Here is a 14556-nt window from a genome sequence, read left to right as displayed (position 1 = left end):
TTAGTGTTGTTTTTGCAAAAGTAAATTATAATTAAAGAATCTGAAACAAGTTCAGATTAAAAAAAATAAAACTCCGGATACTCGAGCAAAGCGAACAGACTGGAGTTTTATTTGCCGTGCAAAAAATAAAACTCCGGTAATCAGCCGGAGTTTCAATCATCAATCAAAAAACGAACAGTTAATCAGACTGCTGTTACTTTTAATAGCCAAATTTCAAAAGTCTAAAAGTCAAAAGTCTTACCCAGTATAAACTTTAGACTTTCAAACTTTATGACTTTCCGACTTACCCTAAATAGGTTTTTAATATCTTACTTCTCGAAGTATGTTTCAATCTGCGAATAGCTTTTTCTTTAATTTGACGAACACGCTCGCGAGTTAAATCGAAAGTTTCTCCAATTTCCTCTAATGTCATCGGATGTTGATCACCTAAACCAAAATACAAACGTACCACATCTGCTTCTCTTGGTGTCAAAGTTTCCAATGAACGCTCAATTTCTGTACGTAAAGATTCATGAATCAATTCTCTGTCTGGATTTGGAGATTCACCAGACCGCAAAACATCATATAAGTTAGAATCTTCTCCTTCAACAAGCGGAGCATCCATTGATAAATGACGACCAGAGTTTTTCATAGACTCTTTCACATCATTCACCGTCATGTCCAATTCTTTGGCAATCTCTTCAGCACTAGGCGGACGCTCGTTAGACTGCTCTAATAAAGCGTACATTTTGTTGATTTTATTGATAGAACCAATTTTATTCAAAGGCAAACGAACAATACGAGATTGCTCCGCCAAAGCCTGAAGAATAGATTGACGAATCCACCAAACGGCGTAGGAAATAAATTTAAAACCACGCGTTTCATCAAAACGTTGCGCAGCTTTTATCAAGCCAAGATTGCCTTCGTTAATCAAATCGGGAAGTGTTAAACCCTGATTTTGGTACTGTTTTGCAACAGAAACTACGAAACGTAAATTGGCTTTTGTCAATTTTTCTAAAGCCTTTTGGTCACCAGCTTTAATTTTTTGTGCTAATTCTACTTCTTCATCAGCAGTAATTAAGTCAACTTTTCCAATTTCTTGTAGGTATTTGTCTAAAGATGCAGTTTCACGATTAGTTACCTGCTTGGTGATTTTGAGCTGTCTCATTGTTTGTCCCTTTAATTTAAAGTGTTCAGGTAATTATACGTAATATGTTCCGAAAAAGTTACAAAAACATTAAAATAGTTACACCCATTATTTTTTACATTCACTTAGTCATAGTTAATCAATTAGATTTTTGTTAATCACTCATACGATTTTTAAGAAAATTACTTGATTAAATTGTTATTTTTATTTATTTGTGAGTTTCTTAACCTAATTTCATAGAATTAGAAACCAACAACTAACCAAAACATTATAAAAACTAAATTTCACTCCTAGTAATTCTATTCATGATAATTAACAGCCGCACACCAAGTTCTAATGCAGACAACAGTACTACCGTTTTACCTGCTGCTCCATCTAATTTATCAGGTGTGGCTGCATGCCACAACTCAAATAACCTGTCTTTGACTGATAGTGCATCAGATGAAACGGGTTGTAAAATAGGATGAAAAACAGGAACAGGAGGTTATTCGGTTGTTGGAACTGTAAATTCTTCTCCGACTTTTGCTCAACTACATTCAGACGAAACTTTAAATCATTTTCCTAAATCTTGAATGATTTTTTCGATAGGGATTCTTTTTTAGTTTCCTTTTTTCCAAATTTTTCCTCTATGTTTTGTGGAAACTTCATATCCCAACAATTTGCCCCATGGTTTCATTTCAGGCAGACGGTCAAAAATGATCTTTAAAATGGCCACAAAAGGGATTGACAAAAACATGCCTGATATACCCCACAAAGCCCCTCCAAGCAGCACCACAACAATAGAAAAGAAGGCGTTTATTTTAACTCGTGATGAAACAAGAAATGGAATAAGAAAATGATTATCTATAAATTGGATAACCATATACGAAATTACAACGGCTATTGGAGTTGTAAAACCATCTTTCGTAACAAATGCAAGCAATACCGGTAAGGCAATTGCAATGATTCCGCCAATGTAAGGCAACATGTTAAGTAAGGCGCCAATGACTCCAAGTAAGATGGCGTATTGTACACCACAAAGTAATAAAGCAATGCTATTAAGTATGGCTACCACAAGTGCTTCTAATATTAAACCAACCATATAACTTTGAATGGCACCTTTTGTTTCAGTGAGAACATCTGAAATCCTATTGCTGTTTTCCTCAGCAAAAACTTCATGAAGGAAATTAATCATTAAGGTTTTATAAAAAAGCAAAAGGAACACATAAATGGGGACAAGCACAAAAAAACCAACAATACCGAATACACCACCAAGTGTCGAACCAATCAATGCCTTACTGCTGTTACCTGCATCCGACATTAATTTTTGCTGTTTTGCTAGAGATACATTAAAACTTTTTGCTATCCAATCCTGAATTTCCTTAAAATGTTCATTGAATTTTACTTTAAGCTCTGGTAATGAATCAGTAAAATGCATTAGCTGGGATGAAATAAAATAGAAAATACAGGCAACACAAACTATAGATAAAACTAATGCTAAAGAAATTGCTATTACTTTTTTTACACCTTTACGCTCTAATTTCGTAACTAAAGGATTTAATAAAATAGCAATTATAAGAGAGAAAGCTATAGGAGACAGAATGTCTGCGAGGTTAAAAAGAGCATGACTAATAAGCAGAAGCCCAAAAATAATCACAGTGCTTTTAACATAGAAAGGGTATTGTTTCACTGAAGCCATAGATAAAAAGTAACTTAAATTATTGATTAATACGCATAATTATTTTAAAGGTAATGAAATAATTTCCCATTGTTGGATATTAGTTTCAACCTTTAATAAACATTAACGTGAATCTATCTAAAGCAAAACACTGTGTGTTTATTTTTAAAGCAACGTTATTATGCTAAATAAACTAATTATTTAACCCAAAAATTAAAATAATATAACTCTTTATATTTTAACTATCGTATTAAAGAATTAGATAAAGTAAAATGCTTGCTAGCAAAGAACGAACCTTAAATAAATCCTAAAAAACCAAAAACCCCAATTCAAATTTGAATTGGGGTTTTGCCATATATAGTTAAAAACTATCTTCTGTCGTCGCGTCTTTCAGGACGTGGGCCACGATCTTCTCTCGCAGGAGCATTTTCATCTCTTGGAGGTCTTGGTAAAAGTGCTTTTCTTGACACTTTTTCTTTTCTAGTTTTAGGATCAAGTCCTAAATATTTCACTTGAAACACATCTCCCATGTTAACCACATCGGTAACATTTTCTGTTCTTTCCCAAGCTAGCTCAGAAACGTGTAATAAAACTTCATTTCCTGGAGCATCAGTATATTCAACTACTGCACCAAAATCAAGCATCTTAATTACTTTCACCTCATAAGCTTCGCCCATTTGAGGTTTAAAAATGATAGAATCAATTTTTGCCAATACTGCTGCAATTCCGTCCGGATCAGTACCAAGAATTTCAACAACACCTTGCTCATCCACTTCATTAATTACAATTGTACAACCAGTAGCTTTCTGTAATTCTTGAATCACTTTTCCACCAGGTCCAATCAAAGCACCAATGAAGGCACCAGGAATAGTTCTCATGATAATTTTCGGAGCATATACTTTAACATCTGCTTTTGGTTGAGCCAATACTTCTGTTAATTTCCCTAAAATGTGTAAACGACCGTCACGAGCTTGTGCCAATGCCGCTTCCATGATTTCATATTTCAATCCATCAATCTTAATGTCCATCTGGCAAGCCGTAATCCCTTCCGAAGTTCCGGTTACCTTGAAATCCATATCACCCAAATGATCTTCATCACCAAGAATATCCGATAAAACAGCAAAACGATCACCATCAGTAATCAATCCCATAGCAATTCCAGAAACAGGACGAATCATTTGAATACCAGCATCCATTAATGCTAATGTACCAGCACAAACAGTTGCCATTGAAGATGAGCCATTAGATTCCAATACTTCAGAAACCACACGAATAGTATAAGGACAATCCGCAGGAATCATGTTTTTCAACGCACGTTGTGCCAAGTTTCCGTGACCAACTTCTCTTCTTGAAGTACCTCTCAACGGACGCGCTTCTCCTGTAGAAAATGGTGGAAAATTATAGTGTAAATAAAATTTTTCTTCTCCTTGTTCAGATGGTGAATCAATTTGGTTAGCTTCTCTGGATGTTCCTAAAGTTGCTGTTGCCAAAGCTTGAGTTTCCCCACGAGTAAATAAAGCCGAACCGTGAACAGATGGTAAATAATCTACTTCACACCAGATTGGTCTGATTTCTGTAGTTTTTCTACCGTCTAAACGAGTTCCTAAATCAAGGGTTACATTACGAACCGCCTCTTTGTTGACTTTGTAGAAATATTTCCCAACTAAATCGCCATTTTCAGCTAATTCTTCTTCTGTAAATAATGCTTTTACTTCTTCTTTTACGGCATCAAATGCAACCGAACGTTCTTGTTTAGCAGAACCTTTGCTTGCAATTGCGTAAATTTTATCATAAGCTGCTGCTTTCACTTTAGCGTGGATAGCGTCGTCTGTTCTATCCTGGTCATAAGAACGAACTTCTTTTTTTCCAAAAGCAGCTACCAACCTTTCTTGCGCCGCAATTTGGTTTTTGATATGCTCATGAGCAAACTTAATCGCTTCAACCATTTCAGCTTCTGAAATCTCTTTCATCTCACCTTCTACCATTGCGATAGAATCGGTTGAAGCACCAATCATCATGTCAATATCAGACAATTCTAATTGAGCACGAGACGGATTAATAATGAATTTACCATCAATTCTTCCAACTCTTGCTTCAGAAATCAAGGTTTCAAACGGAATGTCAGACAAAGCAAGTGCTGCCGAAGCGGCCAATCCTGCCAATGCATCCGGCATCACGTCATCATCATGCGACATCAACTGAATCATAACCTGAACTTCTGCATGGTAATCACTTGGGAAAAGCGGACGCAATACACGATCTACTAATCTCATAGTTAATACTTCGTTATCACTTGGACGCGCTTCTCTTTTAAAGAAACCACCAGGAAAACGTCCTGCTGCAGCAAATTTTTCACGATAATCTACCGTCAATGGTAAAAAATCGATACCAGCTGTTGCTTTTCTTGAGGATACAACTGTTCCTAATATAACAGTGTTTCCAATTCTAACTACTACAGATCCGTCGGCTTGTTTTGCTAAACGACCTGTCTCGATTGTGATGTTTCTTCCATCACCTAAATCGATTTTTTCTACAAATAATTGTGGAATCATAAATAATTTCCTTTTTTAATTTTACATTGGTTCCTGCCTGTCGACTGATTAGTTGTGTTGTTGTAGTTGTTGTTTGTAACCCAATGAAAAACCGAAACTTTTCTTCTTTTTAACCTAAAAAAAAGAGGCGCGTGGGCACCTCTTTATATTGATTATTTTCTAATATTCAATTCTTTGATTATTTCACGATATCTGTTGATCTCTTTTTTCTTCAAGTAATCAAGAAGACTTCTTCTTTTACCAACCAAAAGTACTAACGAACGCTCGGTATTGTAATCGTGACGATTTTTTTTCAAGTGCTCTGTCAAATGAGTAATTCTGTGCGTGAACAATGCGATTTGCCCTTCTGCAGATCCTGTGTTTTCAGCTTTTCCTCCGTGTTTAGCGAAGATTTCAGATTTTGTTTCTTTACTTAAATACATTCCAATATTATTTTAAATGATTATTATGTATGAATCAAGGCTTTCTCAATTCGAGTGCAAAGATAATTTTCTTTTTTGATTAGGCAAATAAAAAGATAGGCTTAACTTAAAAAAGTTTGGCAACTTCCTGATTTACAAATTCTAAAAACCTTTCGTCAACTTCAGTGAAAGGATCAATAACATGACTGTCAATGTCTATTTGTCCAATATTTTTTCCATCAACAAAAAGCGGAACAACGATTTCCGATTTCACCGTAAAGCTACAAGCAATGTAATTATCTTGTGCCGATACATCGGGAACGACAAAATTTTGATTGGATTCGGCAACCTGTCCGCAAATTCCTTTCCCAAACGGGATTATGGTATGATCGGTTTCAATACCAACATAAGGACCAAGATGCAAGGTCTTGTTTTCGTGGTTGGCAAAGTAAAATCCAACCCAGTTGTAATAATCGACGCTGTTTGAAAGGAACTGGCAAAGGTTCTTCAATTTGATGTCTCTTTCACCATTAGCTTCAGAAAGAATAGCAATCACTTGTGGTTTTAAGCTTTCAAAATTCATAGTTTTTTTTGACAATTAATTTGTGAAAATCTGTGAAATCTGTGTTCGATTTTAATTTCATGCAAAAGTAACGACTGTTTTTTTCTTATTTTATATAAATTTGTTAAAAATTATCTTTTGAAAAATCTACTGTTCCAGTACAAACCTTTTTTACTTTTTCTAGGAAAATTTATTGTCAGTTATTTGATTCTAACGCTGATTTATCAGACCTATTTAAATCGTTTTGACGCCAAGAATGCCGAAGTAGATTCTTTCACATTACTTGTAGGCAATCAATCTGCAAAAGTTTTGTCGTTGTTTGATGCGCAATCTTACACTATGCCACATCTCAAAGAACCAAGTATAAAATTGTTTTACAAAGGCAAATATATTTCCCGAATTATTGAAGGTTGCAACGCCATGAGCGTGATTATTTTGTTCATAGCATTTGTGGTAGCATTTACAGGAAAACTCAAAAACACTATTCTTTTTATACTGTTAGGTAGTTTTTTGATTCATATTTTGAATATTGGTAGAATTACACTTTTGTGCGTAGCTTTATATCATTTTCCTCAATTTGAACATTTGTTGCACGGAGTGATTTTTCCATTAATTATTTATGGCGTTGTGTTTTTATTGTGGATAATTTGGGTTAATAACTATTCGTATTATGCTTCAGAAATTGATAAAAAATAAAGAGAAACTTGGTTGGTCATTGTTTTTGATTGCACTTTTAGTGCTCATAAGAGCTTTTGAAGAAACGGTGTTTTACGATCCTTTTTTGAAGTACTTTCAAAGTGAATATGCACATTTGCCATTTCCTAGAATTAATATTTTTAAGCTATTTTTTAGTTTTGGAATGCGGTTTTATCTCAACTCGGTGATTTCATTATTTTTGTTGTATGTTATTTTTAAAGACACTCAAATAGTAAAATTCTCGGCATTACTTTACATACTTTTGGGTTCAACTTTAATGATAAGTTTCATTTTTATACTCCATTTTTTTGGAGAAGAAAGTAAAATGACTTTGTTCTATATCAGAAGATTTCTCATTCAGCCTATTTTTATTTTACTTTTTATTCCTGGGTTTTATTACCAAAAACAATCGAGCCAAAGGCGAACAGCCCGAAATTAAATAAAAAATAAGAATACTTTAAGAAAGAAACGGCTTCTTTTTTATAACTTTGTTTCATGGTTTATAAAAAGCACATATCTTTTTTACTAACGTTTTTCTTGTTAGTTTCCAGTTTAGGATTGGCGTTCAATGTGCATTATTGTGGCAAAGAAATAGCGTCAATTACATTAACCACAGTTTCGGCAGTGCAAAATGCAGAAAAAAATTGCTGTGGTGAAATTGGGAAAGATTCCAAATGCTGTAAAAATAAAATCATTAAGTCCGAAACTAAATCAGACCAAATTATAGTTAAGTCTTTATCGTTTAATGCCAATTATACTTTGAATTGTAATGATTGCAAACCTCTTTTTTTTGCTTCTAATTTTAACTTCAAAACAAGAGAAAATAATACTTATTATTGCGATGCCAATGCGCCGCCTTTCTATCTTTTGTATAGCCAATATACTTTTTACGCCTGATTTAATCTGAATTCAGTTCAGATTCTCAACATCTATGAGAATCATTGAAATAGAATTTATATTAATCATTTTCAGTATCGAAAGATGCTGAAATAAATTCAGCATAAAATGAAAAACACAATGTTGTACCTTGCATTGTTGGTTTCGACAGTTACCTTTTCACAAGAAGATATTAAACACGATACTTTGAAAACGGTAAAGGTTTTAGCCAATAAAAAAGGACTAAAAAAATCACTTTCTGGTACGTCAAATACCACGCTCGTTACTGGCAAAGAACTACTCAAAGCAGCCTGTTGTAATCTTGCAGAAAGTTTTGAAACTAATCCCTCCATTGATGTCAATTTTTCGGACGCTCTAACGGGTACTAAACAAATCAAAATGTTAGGTTTAACCAGTCCTTACATTATGATTACCGAAGAAAATATTCCATCGGTTCGAGGCGCATCGCAGGCTTATGGTTTATCATTTACGCCTGGAACATGGGTAGAAAGTATTCAAATCACCAAAGGAGCGGGGAGTGTGGTTAATGGTTACGAAAGCATTTCAGGTCAAATCAATACCGAATTGATCAAACCTATAAAAGACATCCCTTTTTTCCTAAATGCATATGGCTCGACCGATTCTCGGTTTGAACTGAATACGCATTTTAACAAAAAAGTTTCTGATTATTGGTCGTCAAGTTTGTTTGTGCATGGGAATGCACGAGTTGCTAAAACCGATATGAATAACGATGGTTTTCTTGATAACCCATTGGGAAAACAAATTAATATAGCCAACCGTTGGCAGTATTCTAATCCAAAAACGGGATGGGTTTCGTTTTTGAACCTTCGTTTTATGAAAGACGATAAGCAAACTGGGGAACTCAATTTTGAGCCAAGCAGAGATAGATTAACAACAAATTATTGGGGTTCTGAAATCAATACAGAACGATTAGATTTCACTTCCAAAGTAGGTTATGTTTTCAAGGACATGCCGTTTCAAAGTATTGGTTTCCAAAATGCTTTCAGTAATCACAATCAGTTATCGTATTTTGGTTTGAATCAATACAACATCAAACAACAAAGCTATTATTCGAACCTGATTTTCAATTCAATTATAAGCAATACAATGCATAAGTTTGCTACGGGATTGAACTTTACGTATGATAAATACTTGGAGTTTGTTAACCTTGCTGATGTTAGCCGAATTGACAATTCTGTTGGAGCTTTCTTTGAATATACCTATGATAACGGCGATAAGTTCAGTTATATACTTGGTGGGCGATTTGATTATCACAACAGGTTAGGCGCTTTTTTCACACCAAGATTACACATAAAATACAATCCTTGGGAGAAAGCGGTGTTGCGATTTTCTGCCGGAAGAGGAAAACGTGCGGCTAATATCTATGCCGAAAATCAAAATTTGTTTGCGAGTTCTAGAACCTTTCAAGTTTTAGATACAAATGGAAAAGTTTATGGTTTAAATCCCGAAATAGCATGGAATTATGGCTTGAGTTTTACTCAAAATTTTTTGTTATTTGGCAAAAGTGCCGATGTAACACTTGATTTTTATCGCACTGATTTTCAAAACCAAGCCGTAGTAGATATTATGAATTCGCCACAACAAGTTTTGTTCTATAATTTAAGAGGAAAATCGTTTGCAAATAGTTTTCAAATAGATTTTAATTTAGAAATTATCAAACATTTGAATTTAAGAACCGCTTATAAATATTATGACATTGCCACCGATTATCTTTCGGGAAGTTTTCAAAGACCATTACAAGCCAAACATCGTTTTTTTGGTAATTTAGAATATGAAACCCATATCGCCGAAAAAGGACAGCAATGGAAATTTGATTACACCTTTAATTGGTTAGGAAAACAGCAGTTGCCCAATACTGCAAGCAATCCTGCACAAGATAGATTGCCTGAATTTTCACCTTCATTTAGTATAATGAATGCGCAAATTACCCGAACTTTTTCGAGTACCTTTGAAGTATATATTGGTGGAGAAAACATTGGAAACTACCGTCAAAACAAAGCTATTTTGGGCAATAATAATCCGTTTGGACCTAATTTTGACACCTCAATTATATATGCGCCAGTTTTTGGACAAATGTATTATGCAGGTTTACGATTTAAAATAAAAAAATAACATTTAACATCGAAAGATGTTGAACTAAATTTAACATAAATGAAAAATACAATTTTAAGAATGATATTGCTGTTTGTAGCACTTTCAACCCAAGCGCAAGAAAAGAAAAATAAAAATGCCCATTACGAATTTGAAGTCAATGGAAATTGCGAACAATGTCAAAAACGTATTCAGAAAGCAGCATTTTCGGTCACTGGTGTTAAATCAGCAGTTTGGAATATCGAAAGTCATCAATTGAGTGTTAGTATCAATGAAGAAAAATGTTCACTTGTGGATGTGAAAAATGCTGTTGCCAAAGTAGGTCATGACACTGATGAGATAAAAGCAACCAATGCAGTTTATGACAAACTTCATGCCTGCTGCCAATATGAGCGAAAGTAATTTTGAAAGGGTAATTTTTTGGAAAGTTTTTTAAAAGCAAAATACTTCAAACAGTAACGGCGTAAATCATAAAATATCACTAAATTCACGCTCAATTTAATTTATGCTCTATGAGTAGTTTTGACTGGATGCAATTATTAAACCCCGAGTTTTACATAACGCTTACTATTGGCGGTATTAAATTGGGTTTGTGGATAGTGTTATTTATTGTATTTGCTGAAACAGGTTTGTTTGCTGGATTCTTTTTGCCTGGTGATAGTTTACTTTTCTTGTCAGGAATTTACAGTCGAGATTTAATAGAAAATTTTTCTTTTATTGAAAGTGATATGATTAATGTCACGCTATTGTCTACATTAATTGCTATAGCCGGTATATTAGGAAACATGGTGGGTTACTGGTTTGGTTCCAAAAGTGGTTATTATTTATATAAAAAAGAGGATAGCTTTTTGTTTAAGAAAAAATACCTAATTCAGTCTAAAGATTTCTTCGAAAGATTTGGTGGGAAAGCAATAATCTTTGCACGTTTCATACCAATTTTAAGAACTTTTGCGCCAATCGTAGCCGGAATTGTTACCATGGATAAAAAGAAGTTTATGTTTTACAATATTGTAAGTTCGTTTCTATGGTCATTTGTTTTGATTTTTTCAGGGCATTACTTGTATGGAATGTTTTTAGATAAGTTTCATATTGATTTGAAGCATCATATAGAAAAGATTGTTATTGGCATTATACTAATTTCTACGCTACCAGTTTTTTTAAAAATGATCAAGAAAACACCTAAAGTAGAGGAATAAAAAAACGTCCCGAAAATTTCGGGACGTTTATTAAAAAAAACTAATTAGATTACATCATTCCTGGCATTCCACCGCCCATTGGCATTCCACCACCAGCATTTTCTTCTTTGATTTCTACCAAAGCACATTCAGTAGTTAGAATCATTCCTGCAACAGATGCTGCATTTTCAAGCGCTACACGAGTTACTTTTTTAGGGTCAATAATTCCAGCTTTCAGCATATCAACATATTCGTCTGTTTTTGCGTTGTACCCAAAATTACCTTTACCTTCAGCAACTTTTGCAACAATTACTGAACCTTCTAGACCAGCATTTTCAACAATAGTTCTTAACGGAGATTCTACTGCTCGAGAGACTATTTGAATTCCTGTAGCTTCATCAGCATTTTCAGCTTTAATTTTATCTAAAACTGATTTTGCTCTTAATAAAGCCACACCGCCACCAGCAACAATTCCTTCTTCTACAGCCGCTCTTGTTGCGTGTAAAGCATCGTCAACTCTATCTTTTTTCTCTTTCATTTCTACTTCAGATGCAGCTCCAACATATAAAACAGCAACGCCACCAGCTAATTTTGCCAAACGTTCCTGTAGTTTTTCTTTATCATAATCAGAAGTCGTTGACTCCATTTGACCTTTAATTTGGTTTACACGATTTTTGATCATGTCGGCGGTTCCAGCACCATTTACAAGTGTTGTATTGTCTTTATCAATGGTAACTTTTTCAGCGGTACCAAGCATTTCCAATGTTGTGTTTTCTAAAGTATAGCCGCTTTCTTCAGCGATTACCGTTCCACCAGTCAAAATGGCGATATCTTCTAACATCGCTTTTCTTCGGTCTCCAAAACCTGGAGCTTTTACCGCCGCAATTTTCAAAGCACCTCTTAATTTGTTTACCACCAATGTAGATAAAGCTTCGCCATCAACATCTTCAGCAATAATCAATAAAGGTTTGCCGGATTGTGCTACAGGTTCTAATATTGGTAATAATTCTTTTAGAGACGACACTTTTTTATCATATAAAAGTATGTATGGTCTTTCCAATTCCACTTCCATTTTCTCCGGATTAGTAACAAAATAGGGCGATAAATAACCTCTGTCAAACTGCATTCCTTCAACAACATCAACATAAGTATCAGTTCCTTTGGCTTCTTCAACAGTGATAACACCTTCTTTACCTACTTTTCCAAAAGCAGTAGCAATCAAATCGCCAATAACTTCATCATTATTTGCTGAAATAGAGGCAATTTGTTTTATTTTTTCAGAATCACTTCCAACAACCTGTGCTTGTTTTGCCAAATCAGTGACGATTGCTTCAACAGCTTTGTCAATTCCACGTTTTAAATCCATCGGATTGGCTCCAGCAGCTACGTTTTTCAAACCTTCTTTGACAATTGCTTGTGCCAAAACAGTGGCAGTCGTAGTCCCGTCGCCAGCCAAATCGTTGGTTTTTGAAGCTACTTCTTTTACCATTTGCGCACCCATATTTTCTAATGGGTCTTTCAATTCTATTTCTTTGGCAACTGTAACACCATCTTTGGTTACAGTTGGTCCACCAAATGATTTTCCAATAATTACATTGCGCCCTTTTGGTCCTAATGTTACTTTTACTGCATTTGCTAATGCGTCAACACCACGTTTTAATCCATCACGTGCTTCTATATCAAATTTTATGTCTTTTGCCATTTTTTTTGTTTTTTGTCTTAATACTTAATACTCAAATCTTGATACTTAATTAGATAATCGCAAGAATATCTTCTTCACGCATGATGAGATAATCTTTGCCGTCAAATTTTAAATCGGTTCCAGCGTATTTTCCATACAATACAGAATCTCCAATTTTAACAGTCATTGGTTCGTCTTTTTTTCCTTTTCCAACTGCAACAACAGTTCCTTTTTGAGGTTTTTCTTTTGCGGTATCGGGTATAATAATTCCAGATGCCGTTTGTGTTTCTGCCGCTGCAGGTTCCACAATAACTCTGTCCGAAAGCGGTTTAATGTTTAATGCCATAATAGTATGATTTTATTAAATTTAATAATTGTTAAATTGTTTTTCAGAAATTATACCATTCAGCTATTTGCTGACAAATTTTCAGTCTAAAAAAAATGCCAGCTTGATTATGCTGGCATGATATTTCTTTTTGACAAAAATTATTTTTTTGGAGTTTCAACGGGTTTTGCCGGAGTGGTAGTTGTGGTTTTTGGTGCAACTGTTTCTTTTTTATCAATGATTTTAGAATCAGTATTGCCCATTATCCCGGGGAAACTTAAGCTAGATAATAGTATTAAAACTATTAATATGGTTGCCAAAGTCCAAGTGCTTTTATCTAAAAAGTCAGTTGTTTTTTGAACGCCACCCATTTGTGTTGAGCCACCTAATGACGACGACAGACCTCCACCTTTAGGGTTTTGAACCATAATTACGATGATCAATAAAAAGCAAACAATTGTTATTAAAACTAAAAAAACTGTAAAATTAGTCATTGTTATAAATTATTATTTTGTTGTAAAATTTTAATATCCGAAATTCGGTCTGCAAAGAAACTACTTTTTTCTGGATATTTCAAAATTAATATTTCGTAGGCTTGCATTGCTTTTGAATATTTTTTTTGTTCTAAATAAACTCTTGCCAAAGTTTCGGTCATTAAGGTAGATGTGTCGTTGGGAATGTTTTCTATTGGCAGATTTATAGTGTCTTTAGCTATGGGAGTTATCTTTGGATTGTTTTCAATAAATTTGTCGATTATAGCTGATTTTTTCTTCTTTTCTTCATCTACAGTAGCATCGTTTTCTACTCTGACAATTGGTTTGAACCTTGACAATTGCAACCATTCCTGAAAAGAATGTTTTTCATTTCTAGAAAATTCTAAAGGTTTGCCTAAAGCCAGTTTCTCGGCTACTTTTTGCTCATCGTTTGTGGCAGCGGATTTGATTGAAGTCAAAATAGATTGTTCTACCGCATCAATAATGGGTTGTTTGGGCGCAACAATAAGATGTTCGCTTGCTATAACACTCATATTCATTAATTCTTCTAGTTTTTTTTCGTACAAACCTTTTTGGATAGCTACAAAGGAGTCAGAAGTAATAAAATCAAATAAAACGCTTCTGTCAGTAGTGTAAGCGGCTGAAACTTTTAAAGCAAAATTATAATTAAAACTATCTTGATTGTACAGATGTTTTAATTTCAACACACGTGCGCTTTGAAAATAAGGAAAAACATTCAAAACATTTTCCAATTTTTGTGCATGCTTGTCATTGATTGCATCGGGTTTATTGAGTAAGTATGTGTAATCTGTTAAGTTCAAATGTATTGAGATTTACGCTTTGCGCTTTTTTCTAATTTGCATTATTTAGTTTAGAAA

Annotated in this window: 16 protein-coding genes; 7 read left to right on the top strand and 9 right to left on the bottom strand. The window is 34.2% G+C overall.

Annotated features, from left to right (window positions below; genetic code table 11):
* Positions 1–283 precede the first annotated feature (283 nt).
* Positions 284–1147 (bottom strand): sigma-70 family RNA polymerase sigma factor, encoded by an 864-nt coding sequence (locus Q0Q96_RS08995; RefSeq protein WP_007137700.1) that lies wholly within the window; start codon positions 1145–1147, stop codon positions 284–286.
* Between the two features lie 284 nt (positions 1148–1431).
* Here Q0Q96_RS08995 and Q0Q96_RS08990 point away from each other — a divergent pair, with 284 nt between their 5' ends.
* On the top strand, positions 1432–1593 hold the full coding sequence (locus tag Q0Q96_RS08990) for a hypothetical protein (protein ID WP_293873940.1): 162 nt from the start codon (positions 1432–1434) through the stop codon (positions 1591–1593).
* 131 nt (positions 1594–1724) lie between these two features.
* On the opposite strand, the gene Q0Q96_RS08985 is transcribed toward Q0Q96_RS08990, so the two are convergent.
* The 4 genes from Q0Q96_RS08985 to Q0Q96_RS08970 form a co-directional block, all read right to left on the bottom strand.
* On the bottom strand, positions 1725–2804 hold the full coding sequence (locus Q0Q96_RS08985) for an AI-2E family transporter (RefSeq protein WP_293873938.1): 1080 nt from the start codon (positions 2802–2804) through the stop codon (positions 1725–1727).
* 347 nt (positions 2805–3151) lie between these two features.
* A complete protein-coding gene (locus Q0Q96_RS08980; protein WP_293873935.1) occupies positions 3152–5335 on the bottom strand; it encodes a polyribonucleotide nucleotidyltransferase in 2184 nt (727 codons plus the stop codon).
* Between the two features lie 152 nt (positions 5336–5487).
* The gene (gene rpsO, locus Q0Q96_RS08975) at positions 5488–5757 is read right to left on the bottom strand and encodes a 30S ribosomal protein S15 (protein ID WP_293873932.1); all 270 of its coding nucleotides are present in this window, start codon (positions 5755–5757) and stop codon (positions 5488–5490) included.
* Positions 5758–5863: 106 nt separating this feature from the next.
* Positions 5864–6319, bottom strand: coding sequence for a GAF domain-containing protein (locus Q0Q96_RS08970; RefSeq protein WP_293873930.1), 456 nt, complete (start codon positions 6317–6319; stop codon positions 5864–5866).
* A gap of 117 nt (positions 6320–6436) precedes the next feature.
* On the opposite strand from Q0Q96_RS08970, the gene xrtF reads away from it, so the two are divergent.
* From xrtF to Q0Q96_RS08940, 6 genes are all read left to right on the top strand, one after another.
* Positions 6437–6994, top strand: coding sequence for an exosortase family protein XrtF (gene xrtF, locus Q0Q96_RS08965; protein ID WP_293873928.1), 558 nt, complete (start codon positions 6437–6439; stop codon positions 6992–6994).
* The gene (locus Q0Q96_RS08960) at positions 6981–7433 is read left to right on the top strand and encodes an exosortase F system-associated protein (RefSeq protein WP_293873926.1); all 453 of its coding nucleotides are present in this window, start codon (positions 6981–6983) and stop codon (positions 7431–7433) included. Before xrtF ends, Q0Q96_RS08960 begins: the two co-directional genes overlap by 14 nt.
* Before the next feature lie 56 nt (positions 7434–7489).
* On the top strand, positions 7490–7891 hold the full coding sequence (locus Q0Q96_RS08955) for a hypothetical protein (RefSeq protein ID WP_293873924.1): 402 nt from the start codon (positions 7490–7492) through the stop codon (positions 7889–7891).
* A gap of 108 nt (positions 7892–7999) precedes the next feature.
* Positions 8000–10024: a TonB-dependent receptor gene (locus Q0Q96_RS08950; protein ID WP_293873922.1), complete on the top strand. Its 2025-nt coding sequence runs from the start codon at positions 8000–8002 to the stop codon at positions 10022–10024.
* Between the two features lie 39 nt (positions 10025–10063).
* The gene (locus Q0Q96_RS08945) at positions 10064–10405 is read left to right on the top strand and encodes a cation transporter (RefSeq protein WP_293873920.1); all 342 of its coding nucleotides are present in this window, start codon (positions 10064–10066) and stop codon (positions 10403–10405) included.
* A gap of 110 nt (positions 10406–10515) precedes the next feature.
* Positions 10516–11199, top strand: coding sequence for a VTT domain-containing protein (locus Q0Q96_RS08940; protein ID WP_293873917.1), 684 nt, complete (start codon positions 10516–10518; stop codon positions 11197–11199).
* 49 nt (positions 11200–11248) lie between these two features.
* On the opposite strand, the gene groL is transcribed toward Q0Q96_RS08940, so the two are convergent.
* The 4 genes from groL to Q0Q96_RS08920 form a co-directional block, all read right to left on the bottom strand.
* Positions 11249–12880: a chaperonin GroEL gene (gene groL, locus Q0Q96_RS08935; protein ID WP_293873914.1), complete on the bottom strand. Its 1632-nt coding sequence runs from the start codon at positions 12878–12880 to the stop codon at positions 11249–11251.
* Positions 12881–12929: 49 nt separating this feature from the next.
* Positions 12930–13205, bottom strand: a complete 276-nt coding sequence (locus tag Q0Q96_RS08930) for a co-chaperone GroES (protein ID WP_293873911.1) — start codon at positions 13203–13205, stop codon at positions 12930–12932.
* A gap of 140 nt (positions 13206–13345) precedes the next feature.
* Positions 13346–13678 (bottom strand): preprotein translocase subunit SecG, encoded by a 333-nt coding sequence (gene secG, locus Q0Q96_RS08925; protein WP_293873908.1) that lies wholly within the window; start codon positions 13676–13678, stop codon positions 13346–13348.
* 2 nt (positions 13679–13680) lie between these two features.
* Entirely contained in the window at positions 13681–14499 is an 819-nt protein-coding gene (locus Q0Q96_RS08920) for a tetratricopeptide repeat protein (RefSeq protein ID WP_293873906.1), read from the bottom strand.
* Positions 14500–14556: the final 57 nt, after the last annotated feature.

Source organism: Flavobacterium sp., assembly GCF_025352015.1.
Lineage (GTDB): Bacteria > Bacteroidota > Bacteroidia > Flavobacteriales > Flavobacteriaceae > Flavobacterium.
The sequence above is the reverse complement of the archived record's forward strand: the minus strand, read 5'-3'. Positions and strand labels throughout refer to the sequence as shown.

What these genes read in the sequence shown, in the direction of transcription:
- Q0Q96_RS08995 (WP_007137700.1), bottom strand. Translation starts at nt 1,147, where the DNA reads ATGAGACAGCTCAAAATCACCAAGCAGGTAACTAATCGTGAAACTGCA.
- Q0Q96_RS08990 (WP_293873940.1), top strand. Translation starts at nt 1,432, where the DNA reads ATGATAATTAACAGCCGCACACCAAGTTCTAATGCAGACAACAGTACT.
- Q0Q96_RS08985 (WP_293873938.1), bottom strand. Translation starts at nt 2,804, where the DNA reads ATGGCTTCAGTGAAACAATACCCTTTCTATGTTAAAAGCACTGTGATT.
- Q0Q96_RS08980 (WP_293873935.1), bottom strand. Translation starts at nt 5,335, where the DNA reads ATGATTCCACAATTATTTGTAGAAAAAATCGATTTAGGTGATGGAAGA.
- rpsO (WP_293873932.1), bottom strand. Translation starts at nt 5,757, where the DNA reads ATGTATTTAAGTAAAGAAACAAAATCTGAAATCTTCGCTAAACACGGA.
- Q0Q96_RS08970 (WP_293873930.1), bottom strand. Translation starts at nt 6,319, where the DNA reads ATGAATTTTGAAAGCTTAAAACCACAAGTGATTGCTATTCTTTCTGAA.
- Q0Q96_RS08955 (WP_293873924.1), top strand. Translation starts at nt 7,490, where the DNA reads ATGGTTTATAAAAAGCACATATCTTTTTTACTAACGTTTTTCTTGTTA.
- Q0Q96_RS08950 (WP_293873922.1), top strand. Translation starts at nt 8,000, where the DNA reads ATGAAAAACACAATGTTGTACCTTGCATTGTTGGTTTCGACAGTTACC.
- Q0Q96_RS08945 (WP_293873920.1), top strand. Translation starts at nt 10,064, where the DNA reads ATGAAAAATACAATTTTAAGAATGATATTGCTGTTTGTAGCACTTTCA.
- Q0Q96_RS08940 (WP_293873917.1), top strand. Translation starts at nt 10,516, where the DNA reads ATGAGTAGTTTTGACTGGATGCAATTATTAAACCCCGAGTTTTACATA.
- groL (WP_293873914.1), bottom strand. Translation starts at nt 12,880, where the DNA reads ATGGCAAAAGACATAAAATTTGATATAGAAGCACGTGATGGATTAAAA.
- Q0Q96_RS08930 (WP_293873911.1), bottom strand. Translation starts at nt 13,205, where the DNA reads ATGGCATTAAACATTAAACCGCTTTCGGACAGAGTTATTGTGGAACCT.
- secG (WP_293873908.1), bottom strand. Translation starts at nt 13,678, where the DNA reads ATGACTAATTTTACAGTTTTTTTAGTTTTAATAACAATTGTTTGCTTT.